This window comes from Brevibacterium sp. 1718 (assembly GCF_051131255.1).
Taxonomy (GTDB): domain Bacteria; phylum Actinomycetota; class Actinomycetes; order Actinomycetales; family Brevibacteriaceae; genus Brevibacterium; species Brevibacterium sediminis.
Genome location: NZ_CP186550.1, coordinates 1,150,467 through 1,173,284 on the forward strand (window position 1 = coordinate 1,150,467; position 22,818 = coordinate 1,173,284).

The window sequence follows — 22,818 nt, forward strand, 5'->3', positions numbered from 1 at the left end:
GCCCAACACGACTCCCGTCCACACCATTCCCGCAGCCGGCCAGAACAAGGTGCGCAGATCCGGGCGCGAACATGATTCACGGGTGTGACCGGCATGACTGCGGAATGACAGGGCACGGATTAGGATGGTGAGTCGTGTTGACTGTGGCAGAGAAGAGCGCGCGGAAGTTCGCGAAGGAGACCCCGCTGGGCCGGACCCGCCGGGCGCGGAAGATCCATCGCATCCTCGCCGAGGTGTATCCGAACGCGAAGTGCGAGCTCGACTTCGAGACTCCGTTCCAGCTGCTCATCGCCACCGTCCTCTCCGCCCAGACCACCGATATCCGCGTCAACTCGGTCACCCCGAGCCTCTTCGCCGCCTTCCCCGACGCCCACGCCCTGGCTGTGGCCAATCTCATCGAGGTCGAGGAGCACATCCGCTCCACTGGGTTCTACCGGGCCAAGGCCCGCAACATCGTCAAGCTCGCGAACGAACTCGTCGATGAATACGACGGCGTGGTGCCGAACAAGCTGGACAAGCTCGTCAAGCTCGCCGGAGTCGGACGAAAGACCGCGAACGTCGTCCTCGGAAACGCTTTCGACACCCCTGGGCTGACCGTCGATACACATATGGGCCGGCTGGCCCGCCGCTTCGGTTGGACCGAGGAGACCGATCCGGTCAAGGCCGAGCACGAGATCGCGGCCCTGTTCCCGAAGAAGGACCTCACCATGCTTTCGCATCGGGTGATCTTCCACGGCCGCCGCATCTGCCATTCCCGCAAGCCCGCCTGTGGAGCCTGCCCCCTGACGGCGCTGTGCCCATCGTTCGGGATCGGGGAACTCGACCCGGACAAGGCACGTGCCATGCTTCGGTTCGAAATGGCGCCTTTGGCCACTCCCGCCGAGGAGGCTGTCCCCGAGGAGGGACGATGAGCGCCCGAATCCCCGACCTTCCACCCGAATCGGCGACGATCGCCGATGGGGCCCTGCGCGGGCAGCTCGAAGATCTCGCTGCCTCGCACGGGTCCCCGCTGTGGCTGCGCCGACAGAAGGACGCCGCCGAGCAGTCCGCCCGTGACGCCGCCGTTCTCATGCTCTTCGGGCGCGGGGGAGAGCCTCGTACCGAGGCGGGAGGCGCAGAAGCATCGCGCCTGGCCGAACTCGGCGTCGCCGATGTCGACATCGTTCTTCTCCAGCGGGCCGCGACCCTGCGCCATCATCCCGGACAGGTCGCCTTCCCCGGTGGCGGTCGTGACCCCGAAGACGATTCCATGGCGGCCGCCGCGCTGCGTGAAGCGGAGGAAGAAGCCGGAATCTCCCCGGACACCGTCGAAGTTCTCGGAGAGATGGACCCGCTTTATATCCCCGTCTCGAAGTTCGAGGTCACTCCGGTTATCGGCTATTGGCGTCAGCCGGGCCAAGTCCAGGTGATGGATCAGCGGGAGTCCTACTCCGTCTATCGGGTGGCCATCGCCGACCTCGTCGCCCCCGCCAACCGCGGAACCTTCGCCCGTCCCGATCTGAAGATCTCGACCCCGGCCTTCGACGTCGGAGTCCTCAAGGTATGGGGCTTCACTGCCGGCATCCTCGACTTCGCCCTCGACCATCTCGGCTGGGCCGGTGAATGGGACAAGAAGGTTCCCATCGCCATCGACTTCTGAATTCGGCCACTGCGGATTCCGGTGACGGTCAGCGCTGCCCGGCCTTCGCTCTGAACAGCACCGCGGCCCACACCGCCGCCACAGCGAGGATGAGCAGACACCAGCCGACAGCGAGATAGCCGGAAGCGCCCATCTCGGTGCCGATGAGCAGTGCGCGCAGAGCGTCGATGATCGGGGTGATCGGCTGATTGTCGGCGAACACCTCCAGCCACTTCGGCATGGTCTCGACCGGCACGAACGCGCTGGAGACGTACGGGAGGAAGAGCAGGATGAAACCGTATCCATTGGCGGATTCGGGAGACTTCGCGGCGAGGCCGATAGCGGCGAAGAGATACGTGATCGCCAGAATGTAGAGGGCGACGAGTCCGACGGTCGCCAGCCATTCGGCCACTCCGGCGGAGGGGCGGAATCCGATGGCGACGGCGACGAGGAGGACGATGGAAGTGGCGAACAGATTCCTTGCGAGGCTCGCCGCCACGTGCCCGGTGATGACGGCAGACGCTCGCACCGGCATCGTCCGCAGTCGGTCGACGAACCCGGAGGTCATGTCCGAAGCCACCGACAGCGAGGTCGAGGCGGCACCGAATCCGGCGCAGGTGAGGATGATTCCGGGGACGACGTAGTCGACGTAGCCGCCGTCGGGATCGAGAGCGCCGCCGAAGACGAAGGTGAACATGAGCATGAGCATCACTGGCAGAGCGACGGCCATGAGCAGCGATTCGACGTCGCGAACAGCGTGACGCAGGCTCCTGCCGATGAAGGCGACCTCGGTGGAGAACCCGCGAGGGCGTGTACGGGAGACCCCTCGGGGGAGGGGAGAGGCGGTGGTCGCTGCTGTCGTCGGGGTATCGGTGATCGGGTGACTGTGTGACATTGGTCTGTCCTCTCTGGACGGTGTGGAGATCGGAGACGTGGGATCGGATATCGAGCGCTCAGTGAGGTGAGCCGGCCGAGGTGAAAGCGAGGAAGACGTCGTCGAGGCTGGGACTGTGCAGGGAAACCGAGGCCCGAGGCGATCGGGAAGTCCACGGCTCGAGAGCCGTGGCGAGGCCGGCGACAGTGCCGTCGGTCGCGATCTCATCCAGTTGAGTTCCGTCTGTTCCGCGGATCGACACGGTGTCCTCGCCGATGCGTGCCTTGAGTTCTGCCGGTGTGCCCAGACCCGCCATTCGGCCGCTGTCGAGCAGGCCGATCCGGTCGGCCAGTGCATCGGCCTCGTCGAGGTACTGGGTGGTGAGGAACACCGTCGCGCCGCCTCGGGAGAGCTCGCTGACTTCAGTCCACAGCTCCTGCCGGGAGCGGGTGTCCAGCCCGGTGGTGGGTTCGTCGAGAATGAGCACCTCGACGGGGACGACGAGGCTGAGAGCCAGGTCGAGGCGGCGACGCATACCGCCGGAGAGTGCGGCGACCCGGGTGGACATGAAGGCTGTGAGGCTGAGCCTCTCGGCGAGGTCGCGGCTTCTCGCTTTCGCGGCACTCCGGCTCAGCCCGGAGAGCCGACCGAGGAGGACGAGGTTCTCTTCGGTCGAGAGGTGGGCATCGACGGCAGCTGACTGGCCGGTGACGGCGAATCGCCGCTTCGCCTCGGCGGGTGACTCACGCACATCGACGTCCATGACTCGAACTGATCCGGCATCAGGGCGGACGAGCGTGGTGAGGATATTGATGCATGTGGTCTTCCCGGCGCCGTTGGAGCCGAGAAGTGCGAAGACCTCGCCTCTGTGCACGTGGAAGTCGAGTCCGTCGAGGACGGTCTTCGTTCCGAAGCGCTTGCCCACCTGTGTGAAAGAGATAGCGGGAGAACGGAGGTCACCCGTGTCGATGTGCCCTGTCGGTTTCGGTGACGGTGCCGTTGAGTCCTGTGCGGTGCTGGTTGAACTGTCCGTGGTCATGATGGGAGTCCTCTCACGAGTCGTGGTTCCCGGAGCAAGTTTCTGTATATGACAGAAACTGTGTATGACAATAACACGCAATATATGCCATACACAATATAGACTGGCGGCATGAGCACGGATGATCTGATCGAGCAGCTTCCCAGTGGAATCGCACTGGCCTGGGGTGTCGCGGCGACTCCCCAGCGGGGGCCGAAGAGGGAGATGAGCGTCGAGAAGATCGTCGACGCTGCGATTGAGATCGCCGACAGCGACGGCATTCAGGCGGTGTCGATGTCGGCGGTCGCGAAACGACTCGGGTACACGCCGATGTCGCTCTACCGCTATGTCAGCTCGAAGGACGATCTGCTGCTGCTCATGCAGGAGGAGGCGACCGGCCTGCCTCCGGAGCCAGGCGAGGAGGATCTCGGCTGGCGGGCACGACTCGGTGAACTCTATGAGGCGCAGTCACAGATCTATTCGCGTCAGTCCTGGCTGCTGTCGATGCCGATCACCGGCAGTCCGATCACCCCGAACAGTTCGGCCTGGCTGGAAGCCGATCTCGAGGCGCTCCGCGATACCGGTCTGACCGAAGAGGAGGGGATCGCTGTCTCTCTTCTCGTCACCGGTGCGGCTCGTTGGAAAGGGCTGATTGCGGCAGGCTACGAGGAGCAGAGCAGAGCGACCGGTTTGGACGCCGCCGAGGTGGCGGCGCGGGAGCAGCGTCTCTTCGACGCCGTCATCACCGAGGATGGATATCCCTTCCTCAGGAAGGCGATCGATGCGGGGGTCTTCGCCTCGGAATTCGATCCCTTCGACTTCGGGCTCGAACGGGGTTTGGACGGGGTGGAGGCCTTCATCGAGGCGATCGTGAACGCGCGGGCAGGTGCCGTGTCCGACGTGGCGAACGACGGCTCGAGCGCAGCGACCTCAGTCGCCGCGCCCGATGATGCGACGGAGGCAGCGGCTGCAGGGCATGCCGCGATCGCCGATGATGACCCCGCGGTAGCGGCCGATAAGAAGCTGCGAGAGGCGCAGAAAGCGGTCCGGCAGGCGCAGAAGGTGCTGGCCGAGGCACGGAAACGGGAACGTCAGGTTCTGCGGGAAGCCAAGGAGCGAGTCGCGAAGCGACGCTGAGCGTGAATGCGAGAAGCGGCGCCGGACGAAATGTCCGGCGCCGCTTCTCGCATCTGCCGCGGTTCTCAGATTGGGAGAGGTGTCAGTACCTGGGTCCCGAGGGATTCTTCACTGCGCGCTTGACAGAGGCCACCAGCGACTTGGCCGAACCGATCGCGGTGCCGGGAACCGGGTTGCCCTTCTTGAACAGCGGGAGGGCCACAAGGACGAGGATGATCGCAATGACGGCGAGGATGCCGAAGACGATGAGGAAGCTGCCCCACCATGGCCAGCCCAGACCCTCATGGAATGCTGCCGCACCGGCGAAGATCACCATGAACGAGGACAGGAAGAGCAGGAAGAGAGCGACGATGGCCAGTCCGGCCCCGATGCCCAGGTTCTTCGCACCGGCAGTGGCCTCGGCCTTGGCGAGGGCAATCTCTTCTTCGGCGATCGCTTTGGAATCGTCGCTGATGCCTTTGATCAGTTCGCTGATGGACCGTTCGGCCATGAGAGCTCCTAAATCGAGAACGAGGACAATCTAACTTAAGAGTAGTCTGAACGGGCTCTGCGGCCAAAGGCGAATCGGCGGGGAATCGGGAAAACCCGTCGGATCCGGACGACCGCCGTTATGCGGCAGGGTCGTCTGTCACCGACGGGTCATCCGATTTCGGCCTCAGAGCGAGGGGCTCAGGCTCCTGTGACGGACTTTTCGATCTGATCCATCACCGAGGCATCGGCGAGGGTCGACGTGTTGCCGACCTCGCGGTTCTCGGCAACGTCCTTGAGCAGGCGACGCATGATCTTGCCCGAGCGAGTCTTGGGCAGGTCCGTGACGATGTGCACCTTCTTCGGCTTCGCGATGGGGCCGATGTCCTTGCCCACATGCTGACGCAGCTCCTCAGAGGTCTCGGGGGAGTCCTCGACGCCGTTGGAGACGATGACGAACGCGACGACGGCCTGACCGGACGTGTCGTCGGCGGCGCCGACCACCGCCGCCTCGGCGACCTTGGGATGCGCGACGAGCGAGGACTCGATCTCCGCGGTGGACAGGCGGTGACCGGACACATTCATCACGTCGTCGACACGCCCGAGGAACCAGATGTCCCCGTCCTCATCACGGCGGGCGCCGTCGCCGGCGAAGTACGTGTCTTCGAACCGCGACCAGTAGGTCTCCTTGAAGCGCTCCGGGTCTTTCCAGATTCCGCGCAGCATCGACGGCCATGGGCGGCGGATGACGAGCAGTCCGCCTTCGGGGCCGGCCGGGTTCTCACCCGAATCATCGACGACATCGACGGAGATGCCGGGAATCGGACGCTGTGAGGAGCCGGGCTTGGTTGAGAGCACGCCGGGCAGAGGCGCGATCATGTGGGCCCCGGTCTCGGTCTGCCACCATGTGTCCACGATCGGGCAGCGCTCACCGCCGATGACGCGGTGGTACCAGCGCCAGGCCTCGGGGTTGATCGGTTCGCCGACGCTGCCGAGCAGGCGCAGACTGGATAGATCGTACTTCGCGGGGATCTCCTCGCCCCACTTCATGCAGGTGCGGATCGCCGTCGGTGCGGCGTAGAGGATCGTGGCTCTGTACTTCTCGATGATCTCCCACCAACGACCCTGATGCGGGGTGTCCGGAGTGCCTTCGTAGATGATCTGAGTGGTGCCGGCGGCCAGTGGGCCGTAGGTGACATAGGAGTGACCGGTGATCCAGCCGACGTCGGCGGTGCACCAGAAGACATCGGATTCGGGCTTGATGTCGAAGACGGCCTTCATCGAGTAGAGCACCTGAGTGAGGTAGCCGCCGGTGGTGTGGAGGATGCCCTTGGGCTTTCCTGTCGTACCGGAGGTGTAGAGGATGAACAGCGGGTGCTCCGAGTCGAAGAATTCGCACTCGTGTGTGTCGCCGGCCTGGCCGACGGAGTCCTCCCACCACTGGTCACGGCCTTCGACCCAGTCGACGTCCTGACCGGTGCGCTTGACGACGAGGACGTGCTCGACGGGAGTGTCGCCCTGGGCGATCGCTTCGTCGACGGCCGGCTTGAGACTCGTGGGTTTGGCGCGCCGGTAGCTGCCGTCGGCGGTGATGACGACGCGGGCCTCGGCGTCGATGATGCGCGAGTGCAGAGCATCGGCGGAGAATCCGCCGAAGACGACGGAATGCGCCGCACCGAGGCGGGCACAGGCGAGCATCGAGATCACCGCTTCGGGGATCATCGGCAGATAGATGGCCACCCGGTCGCCGGTCTTCACGCCGAGGTCGATCAGCGTGTTCGCCGCCTTCGACACCTCAGCGAGGAGTTCGGCATAGGTGAAGGTGCGGGAGTCGCCCGGTTCGCCTTCGAAGTTGATGGCCACTCGGTCGCCGTTGCCGGCGAGGACGTGACGGTCGAGGCAGTTATAAGCGACGTTGAGCTTTCCGCCGACGAACCACTTCGCGAACGGCGGGTTCGTCCAGTCGAGGATCTCGTCGAAGTCTTCGTGCCAGTCGACGAGCTCACGGGACTGTTCGGCCCAGAAACCCAGGTAGTCCGCCTCGGCGCGTTCGTATTCATCGGCCTTGACGTTGGCGGCGGCCGCGAACTGCTCAGGTGGGGCAAATGTCTCGGTCTGCTCGGCAGCGGTTTCGGTCATGCTTTCCCTCCGACTTCCTTGGTGGATCGAAAATTCTAGTTGCACTGTATACCTGTGGTCGGGGGGTGGGGAGAGCAGTTTCACTCGATGAACGGGCAAATCGGGGGTAGCCACCGTGCTTTTATCGTGGTATAGCTCACGTGATTTCGACGGTTACGCGGCGACGGAAGGGCCGCCTCGGCGGGGGACTGAGGAGTCTTCGACGTGCCTGAGAATGCGCATATGAGTGCACAGGAGGCCTGTGTTCTGCAAGGATGGGGTCAGAGTCTGTCGGGATCCGTCCCGCGCGGACACGGAAACACTGTTAGCTTTTCCCCGAGATCGACTGGAGTCAGCGATGAGTTCGCCGCAGCATCCAACCGGGTCCGGGCCACAGCCGTGGCAGGATCAGCCCCCGCAGTACCCGGGCCAGAACGCGCAGCAGCCCGGTGGTCAGCCGCCGGCCTACGGTTCGGGACCAGGGCAGTTCGGTTCGGCTCCCGGGCCGGGCTATGGTTCCGCACCGGGACAGCCCGCCGCACAAGGGCCCTACGGTTCGGCCCCGGCCCAGTACGGTTCGGGACCTGGCCCGTACGGTTCTGCTCCCGGTCAGTACGGATCGGCGCCGGGACCCTATGGTTCGGCTCCGGGACAGGGCCAGTTCGGTCAGGCGCCTGCGCCGAAGCAGAAGACCGGCCCGGGAATCCTCGGCCCGCTGACTCTGCGCGATCTCTTCCTCCTGTTCGCCGGACTGCTCGCCTTCATCGCATTGTTCGTGCCTTACCGGGGTTACGACTACGGCCTCGGCAGTGAGACGACCACTCTGTGGCACTGGAATGTCGCCGATATGGGCGCGCTCGTGTTCGGAGTGCTCACAATTCTGCTCATCGTGGCGGCCGTGCTCGTCAACAAGCTCGGCAACAGCCGACTGCGAGTCGGATCGCTCAGCCTCGACCAGTTCATCTCCGTGCTCTCGGCGATCGCCTTCACCTATGTGTTCGTCGATCTGCTCACTTCGGCGGTCTACTGGCATGTGGGTTCGTACCTGACGTTCTTCGCCGGCCTCATCGCGTTCTTCGCCGGAGTATTCACGATGCTGCCGTTCTTCGCCAAGGAATTCGCCGGCCGCGAGGACATCGAAACCCATCCGAAGGCTCGCCCTGTCACCAAGCACACCCAGCATCCGGCACCAGTGGCCAATGTGCCCGGTGCTGCCGGCCCGGGCACCGGTGCACCCGGATTCGCGCCTTACGGAGCGGCTCCGGCCGGTGTGGGACAGGCGGCGCCCGGTCAGCCGGATCAGTTCGGTCAGCCGAGCGGCCCGGGACAGTCCGCCCAGCCGACTCAGTTCGGTGCGCCCGGACAGCAGGACCAGTTCGGCGGACCAGGACAGTTCGGCGGTCCGGAACAGCAGAACCAGTTCGCCGCTCCGGAACAGCGGGCCCAGCCTTCCGACCAGCAGAACCAGCCCAGCCCCTACGCTCCGCCGCAGGAGCAGGACTCCGAGCGTTCGGCTAGCTCCTTCGCCGCACCCGCCGCTTCCGGCACCTCGGGCGCGGGCGCTGCGCCCGAATCCGCGGACGTGGCATCCGACCACGCCTCGGCCGACGGACCGGTGCACAGCACCGGTGACGGACAGACCTACCTGGGTCGTCACGATTCGGAAGCCCCACAGCATTCGCAGAGCGAACCGACTCAGGCATTCGGTGTCGGAGCCGGACAGCCGCAGACCGATGCGACCGGAGAGCAGACCGCCGCTGCGGGAAGCCAGGCCGCTGAGTCGGGCAGCCAGCCTGCAGCGTCTGACGCACAGTCCAGGCAGTCCGATGACAAGTCACACTCGGGCGCCGCGGCCGCTGCCGCAGGCGCCGGAGTGATCGGTGCCGGTGCTGCCGGCGTCGCTGCCGCGCATTCGGATTCCGAACGTCGCCGTGGCCGCCACGCCGCTCCCGAAACGGAGTCCGACGCGGAATCGACGCCTGGTGCGGAACCGACGTCCGGTGCGGAATCGACCGACACCGGGTCGGCTGCTCGGAAGGATGAAGCGAACGACGACACGTCCGCGGACCGGTCCACGGCAGCCTCGTCGGAGTCAGACGAGACCCCCACGGTGGTGTCACCGTCCGAGAGCAGCGACCTGGTCTCCAAGGTCAACGCCAAATCGTCCGACACGAACGCCGCCGAAGGTGCGAACGTCGCCGGCGCGAATTCGGCTGCGCAGTCCTCGACCGATGCCGGTCAGGCCTCGACAGGAAATGCATCGGAAGATGCGGCCTCGGCAGATGCGGCGTCGAACGATTCGCCATCGGATTCCCCGGCATCGACCGACGGGACCACGGCGCAGGACCCGGACGACGACGCCAACATCCGCTCCACCGATGCCACCGTCGTCAGCACCCCGGCCGACGACAAGGTCGCGTCAGATGATGAACCCACCTCAGTTGGCAAGACGGGCGCGGACGACGACGAACAGGCGACCGCTGTGATGGAGCCGGCAGTCAACTCGGAGCGGACCACCGCTCCCGAAAGCGAAGAGCCGACTCAGTACGTTCCCGTGGCCGACTACGCCAACCGGCCGGAGACCGACGGGGGCGCGGAGAGGTCGAATGACGAGACCATGGCACAGACGGCCGTCGACAACCAGCCGGTGCCCGCCGATGTGGGGCAGAACCGGTCCGGTGATGCGCCGAACGACGGACGGAACGCCGATCAGGACAATGGTCAGGCCGAGAACCAGGACGGTGGACGCCCCATCATCCAGGCCTTCTGGTTCGCCGTTCCCGAACCGCGCGAAGCCGTGGACGAGACCACCGGAATGCCGGTGTTCACGATCTATCCCGGCGACTGGTACCTCAGCCTCGAAGACAACGGATCCTGGTTCAAGGTCCGCGACTCCGACGGCAGCACCACTGGCATCCTGCGCAATATCGAAGGAATCCAGCGAGGCTGAGCCGACTGGAATCCACTCACGCGTCAACGCTGTGGACAGACCTCGGTCGAACCGGTGCCCACCGGCACCACATGATGTGACCGGCCGGTCGGCCCACCGCGGCTGACGTGGACGGAGGCCGCCGACTGCCGCTGGGGGCGCTTCCTGTGACTCAACCTCACAGGAGGCGCCCCTTCGTCGTTCCATCCACAGGGCGGCACTCCGGCCTGGCCGGTGGCAGCCGGGCGGATCCAGGCTCGGTGCATGCAGGTAGCCCTCATCACCGACCTCGGTGCGATCACCGAAGAATGCGCACGAGTGGCCGAAAGCATCGGCATCTCGCTGACCGTCCTGCCTCCCGACTCCGGAGGCTGGCAGTCCGCGTCGCTCATCCTCCTCGGAGAAGACGTCCGCGAAGCCCCCGCCACCGACCGGGCAGACACGATCCTCGTCGTCCTCGACGATGACGAACCCTCCTCGACCTGGGCGAGGGCCGCGCACCTCGGCGTCGACCAGCTCGCCGTGCTGCCTGCTGCTGCGGAATGGCTGAGCGGGCGGATGATCGCCGCTGTCGAACCGCCGACGGCACCCGGGACCACGGTCGGCGTCGTCGCCGGATGCGGGGGAGCCGGAGCCTCCGTGCTCGCCTGCGCACTCGCCCGGCGGGCCGGAGCCGATCACAGCACCGTCCTCGTCGACGCCGACCCGCTCGGCGGGGGACTCGACCTCGTCCTCGGTGCCGAACAGGCCCCCGGTCCCCGGTGGACCGACCTCAGTGCCTCCCGCGGACAGCTGCGCCCCTCCACCCTGGCCGAAGCGCTGCCCCGCCACGACGGGCTCGCCCTTCTGTCCTGGGGGCGAGACGACACCGTCGACCTCGACCCGGACGTCTTCGACGACTTCCTCGCCGCGGCCGGCCAGGCCTTCGACCTCGTCATCGTCGATCTGCCCCGCCACGCCCCACCCCAGTGGACCCGGCGCTGCCATCATGTCCTCCTCGTCTCCCCGGCCCGGGTCAGATCCGCCGTCGCCTCCTCCCAAGTGGCCAAGCGGCTCTCCCAAGCCCACCCGGATGTGCGCCTCGTCGTCCGTGAAACCGGGGCCGGCGGGCTCGACGCCGACCTCCTCGCCGATTCCATCGGGCTGAGCCTGGCTGGAAGCATCCGCGACGATCGGGGCCTGTCCGCTGCCGTCGACCGCGGCGAGGGAATCCCAGGTGGGGCGCACCTCGGCCGCCTCGTCGACCGATTGCTGGGGGAGTGGGTGGAATGAGCGAATGGCTCGACGCCTCGCTCGTCGCCGATGTCCGCAAAACGCTGCTCGACAATCCGGGACCGGTGACCACGGCCGCCGTCGCCGAGGCGGTCCAGCGCACCGGACGCGTGCTCGGTTCCTCCGCCCTGCTCGAACTCGTCACCCGGCTGTCCGCGCAGCTGTCCGGGGCCGGACCCCTGCAGTCCGTGCTCGAGGTGCCCGGCACCACGGACGTGTTCGTCAACGGGCCGCGGGAGGTCTTCGCCGACACCGGTGACGGTCCCCAGCTGCTCGACCTGACGCTGGGATCCGAAGAGGACGTGCGGTCCTTGGCGGTGCGTTTGGCCGCCCTCGGCGGGCGCCGCCTCGACGATTCTTCCCCCTATGTCGACGTTCGTCTGCCCGACGGGGTGCGGATGAACGCGATCGTCCCACCGATTTCCGGGGAGACGACGACGATCAGCTTCCGCGTACCCAAACGGGCCGGATTCCCCTATTCCCAGCTCTGCGCCGAAGGGTTCGTCCCCGCTGAGATCAGCCCCCTCGTCGCCGAGGCGGTCACCTCGCGGGCGAACATCCTCGTCTCCGGCGGAACGGGCACGGGAAAGACCGTCCTCCTCGGCGCTCTGCTGTCGCTGGTCGAACCGATCCAACGCATCGTCATCGTCGAGGACTCCCGCGAGCTCATCGTCACCCACCCGCATACCGTGCAGCTCGCTGCGCGTCAGGCCAACGTCGAAGGCGGAGGCGAAGTGACCCTGACCGACCTCGTGCGCAATGCCCTGCGGATGCGGCCCGATCGCCTCGTCGTCGGGGAATGCCGCGGTGCCGAGGTCCGGGACATGCTCACGGCCCTCAATACCGGGCACGAAGGTGGGTGTGCGACGATCCACGCGAACACCGCCGAGGCCGTGCCCAGCCGGGTGGCTGCGCTCGGTGCGCTGGCGCAGATGAGTCCGGACGCCGTGTATTCGCAGTTCTCCACCGCCATCGACCTCGTCATCCATCTGCGTCGCACGGGTTCCGAGCGGGGAGTCACGGAATTGGCGATCCCGACGAGGACCGGATCCGAGGGAGTGGTGATGGAACCGGTGTGGGGTCGCCCCTCGCCGTCGACGGCCGGCACAGTCAATCGGCGTGCCCTGGCCCGGTTCGAAGCCGTGCTCGAACAGAAGTCCGTGCAATGATCGTCGTCACCGCCATCCTCATCGCGGCGGGGATCGTCCTCGCCGCGCCCCCGGATCCGGGCTCCAGGCTGCGCGAGCTCTTGCCCCGTGGCGAGGGCGGAGAATCGGTGCGGAAACGGGTGCGTGCCTTCTTTCGCCGAGGCGGTCATACCGCCGATGATCAGGCCGAGCGTCTGTGGGCGATCGCCGCCGTGGAGAACTGCGCCCACCTGCTCAAGGTGGGGATGACCCCGCAGGCGGTGATGAGCACGCTGAGCCGCCGCAACGACGTCCTGACCCCGATCTCACGAGCCATCTCCCTGGGTGAGGAACCCGGACGTGCCATCGCCACCCGCAGCTCCGGACTGTCGGAAACCGCCGCTCACGTGCTGTCGGGAATGGCCGCTGTGTGGACGGTGTCCGAACGCTCCGGAGCACCGGCAGCGGAGATGATCCTCAGGTATGCGGCAGCCCAGAGAGACGCCCTCGACGCCGAACGCGAACGCCGCATCGCCATGGCCGGACCGAGGTCGACGGTGCGGGTGCTCAGCTGGCTGCCGCTCATCGGTGTCGGTCTGGGCCTGCTCATCGGCGTCCGCCCTCTGGAACTCATCACCGGACTGCCGGGACAGCTGAGCATCGGTGCCGGTCTCCTCCTGTACGGGGCCGGCCGGTGGTGGATGCGGACGATGATGCTCAGAGCACAGAGATGACCATGCTGATTGTGCTCATCGGTGTCTGCGTCGGACTCGGCGTGCTGCTGTGGTCCGGACCGACCCGCGGGAGACTGCAGAGCCTCCTCGGCGAGGGCCGATCCGTTCCCACCGACACCGAGGCGGCTGCCGGGGAGGCGGGAACGCCGGAGTCGGGGACGGCAGGAGCAGTGGCCGATGATCAGCTGGCGTTCGACCTCGACCTTGTGGCGATCTGCCTGACCTCCGGTCTGCCGATTCCCGTGGCGCTGACCCTGACCGCCGAGGCCACAGACGACCGGTCGGGTCTGCAGAGGATCGCCCGTGCAATGACGATCGGAGGGCGCAGGCTCGCCGACGACGATCGCCTGCTGCCGGTGCTCAAGGTCTTCGAGTTCTCCGAACACACCGGCGTCGGCCCGGCACCTCTCATCGAGTCAGTGGCCGAGGAGCTGCGGGCTTCGTCCCGTCGGCGTCGGCAGGAGGCGGCTGCCTCGCTGGGTGTGCAGCTGGTGCTGCCCTTGGGTGTGTGCATTCTGCCGGCGTTCCTGCTGCTGTCTGTCGTTCCGGTCGTCATCTCACTGCTGACCGACCTCACGACCGTGTTCTTCTGAAGTGGTGACCGGGTTTTCAGACTCGACCGATAGGCTCGGGACATGGCACCGGTCACACCTTTCAATCAGCTGTCCAATGTCGAACAAGCCGAGGACTACGCCGAGAATCTCTTCGTCGGTCGATCCGTGCGCCTGCGGCCGCTGAGGGAGGATGATCTGCCGTACCTCGAACAGTGGTGGTTCGATCCCTCGATCGTCGTCCTGCAGAATCACACGGTTCTGCCGCGGCCCGAAGGGGGTGTGTCCGAGCAGTTCTCGCAGTGGAGTGCGAACACCTCGAGCGAGGCAGTCGGCTTCAGCATCGAGCTGACCGAAACCGAGGAGTTCGTCGGCCATGTCACCCTCTACGGACGCAATCCCATCAACCAGTCCGCCACTCTGGCGATCGTCCTCGGCCCTGAATTCCACGGTCGCGGATACGGCTCGGATGCCGTGCGACTGGCCGTGAAATACGGGTTCCTCCAATTGGGACTCAATCGCATCGAGCTGCAGACCTGGGCGTTCAACACCCGTGGAATCGCCTCCTATACGAAAGCCGGATTCGTCGAAGAAGGCCGTCGACGCGAAGCCGTGTTCTTCAACGGCCGGCGCCACGACGAAGTCATCATGGCCATCCTCAGAGACGACTGGGCCGGCAACAGCTGATGCTCGGGCTGCGCTGACTCGCACGCCGTTTCCTGTGGACGGCGCCTCCACTCACACACGGTGAGCCTGTGGATGCAGAACACGTTTCCACAGGTGCGAATCCGGCCCTGGACACGGCAGCATGCCGACTCCCAGGCTGAAGGTCCGCTCGCAGAGTGCGAACGGGGTTTCAGCCAAGGAGGAGAGCATGGCCACCACATCACCGTCCCCGCAGATCGAGGACCCGCCGACCGGGCACGTGGAACCGGTCGAGGACCACAGCGAGATCGAACAGTTCTGGGAACCCGACGCCGGAGCGACCACAGCCGAATATGCGATCACCACTCTGGCCGCGTGCGGATTCGCCGCACTTCTCGTCGTGGTCCTCAAATCCGAACCGATCAAGGAACTCATCACGGGGGTCATCTCCTCGGCGCTCGGTCTGGGAAGCTGAACCGTCATGGCACGCGGAAGCTCCCGTCAGCGGCAGCGAGGATGGGATCGCGATGCGGGAACGGCGACGGCGGAATTCGCCGTCGTCATGCCGGCTGTCGTTCTTCTCATCGTGCTGCTCGCGGGAGCCGCCGCTGTCGGGTTCTCCCAGCTGCGAGCCTTCGACGCGGCACGGTCCGCGGCCCGTGAGATCGCCCGCGGCGAACCACAGGCCGCCGTCGTGTCCGAAGCGAAGAAGCACGCCGGTGACTCATCCTCGGTCCGTGTCCGAGCCGACGGCGGATACTCGGTCGTCACGGTCACGATCGAGCTGCCGGCCGCGATCTTCTTCCTCGACACCGTCGACGCGGATGCCACCGCACGGTTCGAAGGGGACAGAGGAGGACCGTCATGACGAACATCGTCGTGGGTCTCTGCTCGATCGTGCTCGTCCTCGTCACCGCCATCGGCAGCCTCGGCCAGGCGTTCGTCGCCCACAGTCGGGCACAGAGTGCCGCGGATCTGGCGGCGCTCGCCGCCGCGGACGCCGTGCGCGGACTGGCCACCGGGGAACCGTGTGAGACGGCGAAGGAGGTCGCGATTCGCAACGGCGGACACCTCAAGGACTGCCGTGCCTCATTGAGTGAGCAATCCGCCTATGTCGTCATCGAAGTCGACATCCCGGGACCTCTGCCGAAGGTCAGAGAGGAGGCCGTCGCCGGGAAATGAGGGGGATCGCTACCTGAGCACGGTGCGCAGCAGCCGCAGCGCAGCGTCCTTCTCCAACGGTTCGTTGCCGTTGCCGCACTTCGGCGACTGCACACACGACGGGCAGCCGTCGATGCACTCACATGCGGCGATGGCATCCCTTGTCGCACCCAACCATTCTTCGATGACCTCGCTGCCGCGTTCGGCGAAACCGGCACCACCGGCCAGACCGTCATAGACGAACACTGTCGCCAGTCCGGTGTCGGCATGCAGAGCCGTCGACACTCCGCCGATATCCCACCGGTCGCAGCCGGCGAAGAGCGGCAGCAGACCGATCGAAGCATGCTCGGCGGCATGGACGGCTCCGGGCAGGTCTCCGGAGACGACTTCGGCCTCGTCGAGGACGCTCTGCGGAATCGTCCACCACACGGCCTTCGTCCGCAGCGTGCGCTCCGGCAGGTCGAGCTCGTGTTCGGCGATGATCGCTCCACCTCGCTTGGCCCGCATCCGGTAGGCGACGACCTGATCCTTGACGTCGACGGTGCCGCTGCACACAGCCACCCCGGAGGGCAGAACCCGCTGCGCATCGGTGTCGACGATCGAGATCTCCGTCTGCGAGCGCGGCTGAGTCGTGTAGTCGACCTCGGCACGTTCGACGGCGACGATCCGGTCCTCGAGGTCGAGATCGAGGACGGTGAAGTCGATGCCCTGATGCGTGTACACCGCGCCCGGATGGGCTCCCGTATGTGCACCCGATTCGTCGACCGTGCCCAGCAGAGTGCCGGTGCTCGCTTCGACCAGGCTGAATTGTCCGCCGCCGGAACCGCGGATATCGGACAGGTCGGTCGCCGGTTGGTCTTTTGCCCAGAACCATCCGGTCGGCCGTGCTCGCAGCATCTTCCGCTCCACGAGATCGTCGATGACCTCGGACGAATCGTCCGGGAAGTGCACGAGATCGGCCGCCTTCAGAGGCACCTCGGCGGCGGCCGCACACAGGTGACCGGAAAGCACGTGCGGATTGCCCGGATGGATGACGCCGGCGTCGACGGGGGAGTCGAAGATGACTTCGGGGTGGTGGACGACGAAGGTATCGAGCGGATCATCGCGGGCGATGAACACAGCCATCCACCGTTGCCCGGCTCGGCCCGCGCGTCCCGCCTGCTGCCATAGGGACGCCAAGGTCCCCGGCCAGCCGGAGATGATGACCAGGTCGAGTCCGGAGATGTCGATGCCCAGCTCCAGAGCATTCGTCGACGCCACGGCCAGCAGCTGACCCGAACGCAGAGCCGTCTCGAGCATCCTGCGCTCTTCGGCCAGATACCCGCCCCGGTATGCCGCGACCTTGCCGGTCAGGGTCTCGTCCACCTCACCCACCTGGTCACGGACCGTCTGCGCAAGGGCTTCGGTGCCTCGGCGGGAGGCGATGAACGTGATCGATCGATATCCGGCGCACATGGAATCGGTGATGACATCGGCGGCCTCGACGAGGCCGCTGCGCCGGTCCCCGCCCGGTGACACAGGAGGCTCCCACAGTGCGAAGCTGCCTGCTGCCCGGGGTGAAGAATCCTCGGTCACCGCGTTTGCGGGCCGCCCGGTCAGCTTCGCAAAGGCTGCGTCCGGGTCCGCCATCGTCGCCGAGGCTCCGATGACGACCGGGGCAGCCCCGTAGTGGGCGGCGATGCGCAGCAGGCGGCGGAGGATGAGTGCGACGTGGGACCCGAACACTCCACGGTAGCGGTGGGCTTCATCGATGACTATGAAGCGCAGGTTTTTGAACATCCGGGCGAAGCGTTCGTGCTGGGGCAGAATGCTGCGGTGGAGCATGTCCGGGTTGGTGAAGATGATGTTCGCATGCCGTCTCGCCCAGTCCTTCGAGACCTGTGAGGTGTCCCCGTCGTAGCTGGCGGGACGCATGCCCTGGATGACGAATCGTTCGAGTTTGGCCAACTGATCGGCGGCCAGAGCCTTTGTCGGAGCGATGTAGATCGCCGAGGCGGTGCGCAGCTTCCCGCGAGTCGATTGGATCGCTTCGAGCACCGGCAGCCAGAATCCCAACGACTTGCCCGACGCGGTGGGGGTGGCGATGACGACGTCGGAACCGTCCCTGGCCGTCTGCGCCGCCTCGAGCTGGTGCTGCCACAGAGCGTCGACGCCGATGGAATGACATGCGTGCTTGAGTTCCTCGTCGATCCAGTCCGGCCACTCGGCATCCCGTTCGAAACGCTGCGGGATATCGCGGACATGGACGATCCGCTCATCCCGGGCACCGAAACCGGTGACGATGTCGAGAAGAGCAGAGGAGGCCATGAGTCAATTATGGCGCAGTCGCTAGGATTCTTCTGTGACTGATCTGCCGTTGGCCCACCTGGGCGAGACCCTCTACCGTTCCGGATACACCGAACCACGGCTGCGCCAGTTCTGGGGTGGTCCGACCTCGGAGGCGCTGCTGCGCAACAACGCCGCACCCGCCATCCACCACTGCGCCCGGACGCTGGCGGACCAGTCGTCGACGGCCGCCGACCGTGCCATGGCCAGCGCGGCGCTGCTCTTCCACTTCCACCGCACAGTCCCGGTCGCCCAGGTCCGCGCCCTGCTGGGGGAGTCCTTCGACACCGCCGCCGAGGCGGGGCTGATCACCGTGGACGACGACGAGGTGACCGCCCCCTTCGCCCTGACCCCCTATGAACTTCCCGTGGGTGTTCCCCGCGGCTTCCGTCCCGGGGACGAGAACCTCTACCTCGTGGCCGACCACGGCACCCTGACCACACCGGATGTCCTCGACAGCGAGTTCGTACTCGGACTCGGCGGAGCCGGCCGGACACTGGTGTCGATCACCCCGCGCGACCACGTCGGGGTGGCCGCCGACATCGGCACCGGCTGCGGAATCCAAGCTCTGCTGCTGACCCGCCACAGCGACCGAGTCATCGCCACCGACATCTCCCACCGGGCCCTGCGTCTGGCCGAACTCTCGGCCGGACTCAACGGTGTGACGACGATCGAATTCCGGCACGGCTCGCTTCTCGAACCATTGCAGGAACCCGTGGATCTGCTCGTGTCGAATCCGCCGTTCGTGATCACCCCGCGCAGCACGGACACCACCTTCGAATACCGAGATGGCGGAATGACTGGGGACCGACTCGTTCGGGAGCTCTTCACCCGGATCCCTGAGAACCTCACCCCGGGCGGACGCAGCGTCTGCCTCGGAAACTGGGAAGCCGCCTCGGGGAAGGACGAAGGACCGGAGTCCTGGGTCAGCGATGACGACACGTCGGTGTTCGTCATCGAACGCGAAGCCCTGGACCCCATCGCCTACGCCGAGACCTGGATCCGCGACAGCGGGATCCCTCGCGCCAGCACCGCCTGGAACGACGCAGTCGCCGCATGGCTCGACGACTTCGCCACCAGAGCTGTGGACGAAGTCGTCTTCGGGTACGTGCTGATCGCGAAGTCCGATAACGATGTGCCAACGATTGGTACCGAAGATCCCGCGATCGGCGACGTCACCTCGGACGTCGACCGCGGACCGTTGGAGACGGCCGAGGGAGTGTTCAAGACCCGGGTCAGAGTCACCTCGGCGCCGGCGAACAATCCGCACGGACTCGCAGAGTTCCTCACCACGATCATCGCGATCCGGTCGTGGCTGGCAGCGGCCGGACCGGAGGAGATCGCCGCGACTGCTTTCACACGCTCTCCGGACCTCGTCGAACATCGCCATTTCCTTCCCGGGGCGCCGGAACCCAACTCGATCACCTTGGAACAGGGGATCGGCTTCGGGCAGGTCTTCGACCTCGACACGGCACTGGCCGGATTCGTGTCCGTCGCGGATGGGACGCTGACCCTGCGACAGACGGCCGGGGCCTTGGCCCAGCTTCTCGAGGTCGATCCCACGGCTCTGGAAGATCAGCTCGTGGCGCAGGTCAGAGCCCTGTGCGCGGCGGGTGCACTGCTGCCCGACGGCGGTTCGATCGGGACCTCGACGACTGGGACGTCGGCGGAATAGGGATAGGATCGGAAACCGTTGACCCCGTGTCCGAGCCGAGATCGGACGAGGTCCGGGCAGCATCCGGGCCGCAAGTGCCGATGAGGAACGTGTCCGTTCAACAGTGTTACATTGGGCCGGATCGTCCGTTGCAGCGGGCAGCTGATGCCGTGAGAGGAATGTGAAAGCGTGACCACAACCGAGAAGAAGCCCCGTCGCCTCGTCATCGTCGAGTCTCCGACGAAGGCGCGAACGATTGTGGGATACCTCGGCGACGGTTATGACGTCGAGGCCTCCGTCGGTCATATCCGCGACCTGCCCACCCCTTCGGAGCTGCCCGCCGATATGAAGAAGGGGCCGTACGGAAAGTTCGCTGTCGACGTCGACAACAACTTCGATCCCTATTATCGGATCGATCCGGGCAAGAAGAAGAAGGTCACCGAACTCAAGCGTCTGCTCAAGGACGCCGACGAACTCTATCTGGCAACGGATGAGGACCGCGAGGGAGAGGCCATCGCCTGGCATCTGCTCGAAGTCCTCAAACCGAAGATTCCGGTCAAGCGCATGGTCTTCCACGAGATCACGCCTGAGGCGATCGAACGGGCCCTGGAGAACACCCGCGATATCGATTCCTCGCTCGTCGACGCGCAGGAGACCCGCCGCATCCTCGACCGTCTCTACGGCTACGAGGTCTCACCCGTGCTGTGGCGCAAGATCCGTGCGGGGCTCTCGGCCGGACGTGTGCAGTCCGTGGCCACCCGCCTCGTCGTCGAACGCGAACGCGAACGCATGGCCTTCGTGCCCGCTGACTACTGGGACCTCGATATCGATCTCGGTCTGCCGGACGGGACGAACCCGTTCGCTGCGAATCTCACCACACTCGACGGATCGCGAGTGGCCAGCGGCCGTGACTTCAACGACAAGGGCGAGCTGAAGAACACCTCGGCGACGATCGTCGACCAGGCGCGAGCGGAGTCGTTGGCCACGGAGCTGAACGGCAGCGCCAAGGATGCGCTGACGGTGACCGCGGTGGAGTCGAAGCCGTACTCCCGGCGCCCGGCCGCACCCTTCACGACCTCGACCCTGCAGCAGGAAGCCGGACGCAAACTGCGCATGAGCGCTCGTCAGGCCATGCGCACCGCTCAGTCGCTGTACGAGCACGGCTACATCACCTATATGCGTACCGACTCCTCGGCGCTGTCGGGTCAGGCCATCGCTGCCGCCCGCAAGCAGGTGACCGAACTCTACGGTCCCGAATTCGTTCCGCAGTCGCCGCGCCAGTACGCGAGCAAGCAGAAATCGGCGCAGGAGGCCCACGAGGCGATCCGTCCCGCCGGTGACTCCTTCCGCACCCCGGCACAGGTGTCCAAGCAGCTCAACGGCGACGAGTTCCGTCTCTACGACCTCATCTGGAAGCGCACCGTCGCCAGCCAGATGGCCGACGCGAAGGGCAAGACCGCGACGATCAAGGTCAGCGCTGCTCTCGCCGACGGCCACGAGGCCGGTTTCAGCGCCAGCGGCACCGTCATCACCTTCCGCGGGTTCCTTGCCGCCTATGAAGAGGGCCAGGACGCGTCCCGCTACGACACGAAGTCCGGAGAATCGCGGCTGCCGCAGGTCGAAGAGGGCCAATCGCTGTCGGTCGTCAAGGCCGAAGCCGACGGCCACACCACCGCTCCGCCGCCGCGCTTCACCGAAGCCAGCCTGGTCAAGCAGCTCGAAGAGCTCGGCATCGGCCGACCCTCGACCTATGCTGCGACGATCTCCGTCATCCAGGACCGCGGCTATGTGACCACTCGCGGCAATGCATTGGTGCCCAGCTGGTTGGCGTTCTCTGTCGTCCGCCTGCTCGAAGAGCACTTCACCGGTCTGGTCGACTATGCGTTCACCGCTGACCTCGAATCCGAACTCGACCGGATCGCGATGGGCGAGGAGGATCGCAACGACTGGTTGGCCGGATTCTATTTCGGTGACAAGACCCAGGACCGTGAAGGACTCAAAGCCATCGTCGACGACCTCGGCGATATCGATGCCCGCGAGGTCAACACCGTCGCCATCAGCGAGGGCGTGAACCTGCGTGTGGGCCGCTACGGTCCCTACCTCGAAGTCGCCTCGGAGAAGGATGGAGAGGACCCGAAGCGGGTCTCCGTCCCCGACGATCTGGCACCCGATGAGCTGACAGCGGCGAAAGCAGCCGAACTCATCGAATCCCAAGGCGACGGCGACCGCGAGCTCGGCGTCGACCCGGAGACCGGACACACCATCGTGGCGAAGAACGGTCGTTTCGGACCCTATGTCTCCGAGGTGCTGCCCGAACCCGAGGAGAAGCCGAAGCGCGGCGCGAAGAAGCCGAAGCCGCGCACAGGTTCCCTGTTCAAGTCGATGGATCTGAACTCGATCGACCTCGAGACCGCGCTCAAGCTGCTCAGCCTGCCGCGCGTGGTCGGACAGGACGAAGAGGGCACGGACATCACCGCGCAGAACGGCCGATACGGACCGTACCTGAAGAAGGGAACCGACTCCCGCTCCCTGACCGATGAGGAGCAGATCTTCAACATCACCCTCGAAGAGGCGCTGAAGATCTACTCCGAGCCGAAGCAGCGCGGCGGTCGTCGGGCCGCGGCACCGCTGAAGGAACTCGGCGAGGACCCGGAGACGAAGAAGCCCGTCGTCGTCAAGGACGGTCGCTTCGGACCGTATGTCACCGACGGTGAGACGAATGCGACCCTGCGCAAGGACGACTCCGTCGAAGCCGTGACGCTCGAACGCGCCGCGACTCTGCTCGCTGAGAAGCGCGCGAAGGGGCCGGCGAAGAAGAAGGCTCCGGCAAAGAAGGCCCCCGCCAAGAAATCGACTGCGAAGAAGACTACGGCCGCCAAGACGACTACGTCGAAGACCACCGCGTCGAAGACCACCGCCGCGAAGAAGACGACGGCTTCCAAGTCGACTGCGTCGAAGTCCACGGCGGCGAGAACTACGGCTGCGAAGAAGACGAGCACGGCCAAGCCGAAGACTCCCTGAGTCGACGTCCGCCGAGCCCGCGGCGTTCACCTGTCACTGCTTTCGCCACCTGCCTGATGGTCCGGCAGGTGGCGAAAGTCGTTTCTTCTCCCGTCGGCTGTGACACCCCGTGGCCCGTGATTGTTGGGTCGATCCACGGTGTTTCCGACGTCGAAAACACCGTGGA

General features: G+C 65.8%; 19 protein-coding genes. 14 read left to right on the top strand and 5 right to left on the bottom strand.

Annotated features, from left to right (window positions below; genetic code table 11):
* The first annotated feature begins 134 nt into the window (after positions 1-134).
* Both nth and ACOZ9V_RS04985 read left to right on the top strand, forming a co-directional pair.
* Positions 135-911 (top strand): endonuclease III, encoded by a 777-nt coding sequence (nth, locus tag ACOZ9V_RS04980; protein WP_139468712.1) that lies wholly within the window; start codon positions 135-137, stop codon positions 909-911.
* On the top strand, positions 908-1,639 hold the full coding sequence (locus ACOZ9V_RS04985) for an NUDIX hydrolase (protein WP_259357050.1): 732 nt from the start codon (positions 908-910) through the stop codon (positions 1,637-1,639). The genes nth and ACOZ9V_RS04985 overlap by 4 nt, the downstream gene beginning before the upstream one ends.
* 28 nt (positions 1,640-1,667) lie before the next feature.
* Here the strand turns inward: ACOZ9V_RS04985 and ACOZ9V_RS04990 are convergent, their stop codons facing one another.
* Complete coding sequence (locus ACOZ9V_RS04990; protein ID WP_434594180.1) at positions 1,668-2,513, bottom strand: ABC transporter permease; 846 nt, start codon at positions 2,511-2,513, stop codon at positions 1,668-1,670.
* Positions 2,514-2,571: 58 nt separating this feature from the next.
* Positions 2,572-3,531 (bottom strand): ABC transporter ATP-binding protein, encoded by a 960-nt coding sequence (locus ACOZ9V_RS04995; RefSeq protein ID WP_434594182.1) that lies wholly within the window; start codon positions 3,529-3,531, stop codon positions 2,572-2,574.
* A gap of 111 nt (positions 3,532-3,642) precedes the next feature.
* Between ACOZ9V_RS04995 and ACOZ9V_RS05000 the strand changes: the two genes are divergently transcribed.
* Positions 3,643-4,647 carry a TetR/AcrR family transcriptional regulator gene (locus ACOZ9V_RS05000; RefSeq protein ID WP_434594185.1) on the top strand — a complete coding sequence of 335 codons (1,005 nt, stop codon included), beginning with the start codon at positions 3,643-3,645 and terminating at the stop codon, positions 4,645-4,647.
* 82 nt (positions 4,648-4,729) lie between these two features.
* Here ACOZ9V_RS05000 and ACOZ9V_RS05005 read toward each other — a convergent pair whose 3' ends face one another.
* The gene (locus tag ACOZ9V_RS05005; protein ID WP_039211350.1) at positions 4,730-5,137 is read right to left on the bottom strand and encodes a phage holin family protein; all 408 of its coding nucleotides are present in this window, start codon (positions 5,135-5,137) and stop codon (positions 4,730-4,732) included.
* Positions 5,138-5,316: 179 nt separating this feature from the next.
* Positions 5,317-7,254: an acetate--CoA ligase gene (gene acs / locus ACOZ9V_RS05010; protein WP_434594188.1), complete on the bottom strand. Its 1,938-nt coding sequence runs from the start codon at positions 7,252-7,254 to the stop codon at positions 5,317-5,319.
* A 337-nt stretch (positions 7,255-7,591) separates the two neighbouring features.
* On the opposite strand from acs, the gene ACOZ9V_RS05015 reads away from it, so the two are divergent.
* The 9 genes from ACOZ9V_RS05015 (at position 7,592) to ACOZ9V_RS05055 (ending at position 15,673) form a co-directional block, all read left to right on the top strand.
* Positions 7,592-10,183 (top strand): hypothetical protein, encoded by a 2,592-nt coding sequence (locus ACOZ9V_RS05015; RefSeq protein ID WP_434594191.1) that lies wholly within the window; start codon positions 7,592-7,594, stop codon positions 10,181-10,183.
* Between the two features lie 243 nt (positions 10,184-10,426).
* The gene (ssd, locus tag ACOZ9V_RS05020; protein WP_181270926.1) at positions 10,427-11,434 is read left to right on the top strand and encodes a septum site-determining protein Ssd; all 1,008 of its coding nucleotides are present in this window, start codon (positions 10,427-10,429) and stop codon (positions 11,432-11,434) included.
* Positions 11,431-12,603, top strand: a complete 1,173-nt coding sequence (locus ACOZ9V_RS05025; protein WP_434594194.1) for a TadA family conjugal transfer-associated ATPase — start codon at positions 11,431-11,433, stop codon at positions 12,601-12,603. Before ssd ends, ACOZ9V_RS05025 begins: the two co-directional genes overlap by 4 nt.
* A complete protein-coding gene (locus ACOZ9V_RS05030; RefSeq protein ID WP_434594197.1) occupies positions 12,600-13,295 on the top strand; it encodes a type II secretion system F family protein in 696 nt (231 codons plus the stop codon). The genes ACOZ9V_RS05025 and ACOZ9V_RS05030 overlap by 4 nt, the downstream gene beginning before the upstream one ends.
* Positions 13,292-13,888, top strand: a complete 597-nt coding sequence (locus tag ACOZ9V_RS05035; RefSeq protein WP_434594200.1) for a type II secretion system F family protein — start codon at positions 13,292-13,294, stop codon at positions 13,886-13,888. The genes ACOZ9V_RS05030 and ACOZ9V_RS05035 overlap by 4 nt, the downstream gene beginning before the upstream one ends.
* Before the next feature lie 42 nt (positions 13,889-13,930).
* Positions 13,931-14,533 carry a GNAT family N-acetyltransferase gene (locus ACOZ9V_RS05040; RefSeq protein WP_092016110.1) on the top strand — a complete coding sequence of 201 codons (603 nt, stop codon included), beginning with the start codon at positions 13,931-13,933 and terminating at the stop codon, positions 14,531-14,533.
* A gap of 187 nt (positions 14,534-14,720) precedes the next feature.
* The gene (locus ACOZ9V_RS05045; protein WP_139468701.1) at positions 14,721-14,966 is read left to right on the top strand and encodes a DUF4244 domain-containing protein; all 246 of its coding nucleotides are present in this window, start codon (positions 14,721-14,723) and stop codon (positions 14,964-14,966) included.
* Between the two features lie 6 nt (positions 14,967-14,972).
* A complete protein-coding gene (locus tag ACOZ9V_RS05050; protein WP_434594205.1) occupies positions 14,973-15,359 on the top strand; it encodes a TadE family type IV pilus minor pilin in 387 nt (128 codons plus the stop codon).
* Positions 15,356-15,673, top strand: a complete 318-nt coding sequence (locus tag ACOZ9V_RS05055; protein WP_139468699.1) for an Rv3654c family TadE-like protein — start codon at positions 15,356-15,358, stop codon at positions 15,671-15,673. Before ACOZ9V_RS05050 ends, ACOZ9V_RS05055 begins: the two co-directional genes overlap by 4 nt.
* A 9-nt stretch (positions 15,674-15,682) precedes the next feature.
* Here the strand turns inward: ACOZ9V_RS05055 and ACOZ9V_RS05060 are convergent, their stop codons facing one another.
* Positions 15,683-17,959, bottom strand: coding sequence for a DEAD/DEAH box helicase (locus ACOZ9V_RS05060; protein WP_434594208.1), 2,277 nt, complete (start codon positions 17,957-17,959; stop codon positions 15,683-15,685).
* Between the two features lie 34 nt (positions 17,960-17,993).
* On the opposite strand from ACOZ9V_RS05060, the gene ACOZ9V_RS05065 reads away from it, so the two are divergent.
* Together ACOZ9V_RS05065 and topA are read left to right on the top strand one after the other, a co-directional pair.
* Complete coding sequence (locus ACOZ9V_RS05065; RefSeq protein WP_434594211.1) at positions 17,994-19,652, top strand: methyltransferase; 1,659 nt, start codon at positions 17,994-17,996, stop codon at positions 19,650-19,652.
* Between the two features lie 168 nt (positions 19,653-19,820).
* Positions 19,821-22,652, top strand: coding sequence for a type I DNA topoisomerase (gene topA / locus ACOZ9V_RS05070; RefSeq protein ID WP_434594214.1), 2,832 nt, complete (start codon positions 19,821-19,823; stop codon positions 22,650-22,652).
* Positions 22,653-22,818: the final 166 nt, after the last annotated feature.

Bases quoted from the DNA above. Each gene is read 5' to 3' on its own strand.
- ACOZ9V_RS04985 (WP_259357050.1), top strand. From the start codon at position 908: ATGAGCGCCCGAATCCCCGACCTTCCACCCGAATCGGCGACGATCGCC.
- ACOZ9V_RS04990 (WP_434594180.1), bottom strand. From the start codon at position 2,513: ATGTCACACAGTCACCCGATCACCGATACCCCGACGACAGCAGCGACC.
- ACOZ9V_RS04995 (WP_434594182.1), bottom strand. From the start codon at position 3,531: ATGACCACGGACAGTTCAACCAGCACCGCACAGGACTCAACGGCACCG.
- ACOZ9V_RS05000 (WP_434594185.1), top strand. From the start codon at position 3,643: ATGAGCACGGATGATCTGATCGAGCAGCTTCCCAGTGGAATCGCACTG.
- ACOZ9V_RS05005 (WP_039211350.1), bottom strand. From the start codon at position 5,137: ATGGCCGAACGGTCCATCAGCGAACTGATCAAAGGCATCAGCGACGAT.
- acs (WP_434594188.1), bottom strand. From the start codon at position 7,254: ATGACCGAAACCGCTGCCGAGCAGACCGAGACATTTGCCCCACCTGAG.
- ACOZ9V_RS05015 (WP_434594191.1), top strand. From the start codon at position 7,592: ATGAGTTCGCCGCAGCATCCAACCGGGTCCGGGCCACAGCCGTGGCAG.
- ssd (WP_181270926.1), top strand. From the start codon at position 10,427: ATGCAGGTAGCCCTCATCACCGACCTCGGTGCGATCACCGAAGAATGC.
- ACOZ9V_RS05025 (WP_434594194.1), top strand. From the start codon at position 11,431: ATGAGCGAATGGCTCGACGCCTCGCTCGTCGCCGATGTCCGCAAAACG.
- ACOZ9V_RS05030 (WP_434594197.1), top strand. From the start codon at position 12,600: ATGATCGTCGTCACCGCCATCCTCATCGCGGCGGGGATCGTCCTCGCC.
- ACOZ9V_RS05035 (WP_434594200.1), top strand. From the start codon at position 13,292: ATGACCATGCTGATTGTGCTCATCGGTGTCTGCGTCGGACTCGGCGTG.
- ACOZ9V_RS05040 (WP_092016110.1), top strand. From the start codon at position 13,931: ATGGCACCGGTCACACCTTTCAATCAGCTGTCCAATGTCGAACAAGCC.
- ACOZ9V_RS05045 (WP_139468701.1), top strand. From the start codon at position 14,721: ATGGCCACCACATCACCGTCCCCGCAGATCGAGGACCCGCCGACCGGG.
- ACOZ9V_RS05050 (WP_434594205.1), top strand. From the start codon at position 14,973: ATGGCACGCGGAAGCTCCCGTCAGCGGCAGCGAGGATGGGATCGCGAT.
- ACOZ9V_RS05055 (WP_139468699.1), top strand. From the start codon at position 15,356: ATGACGAACATCGTCGTGGGTCTCTGCTCGATCGTGCTCGTCCTCGTC.
- ACOZ9V_RS05060 (WP_434594208.1), bottom strand. From the start codon at position 17,959: ATGGCCTCCTCTGCTCTTCTCGACATCGTCACCGGTTTCGGTGCCCGG.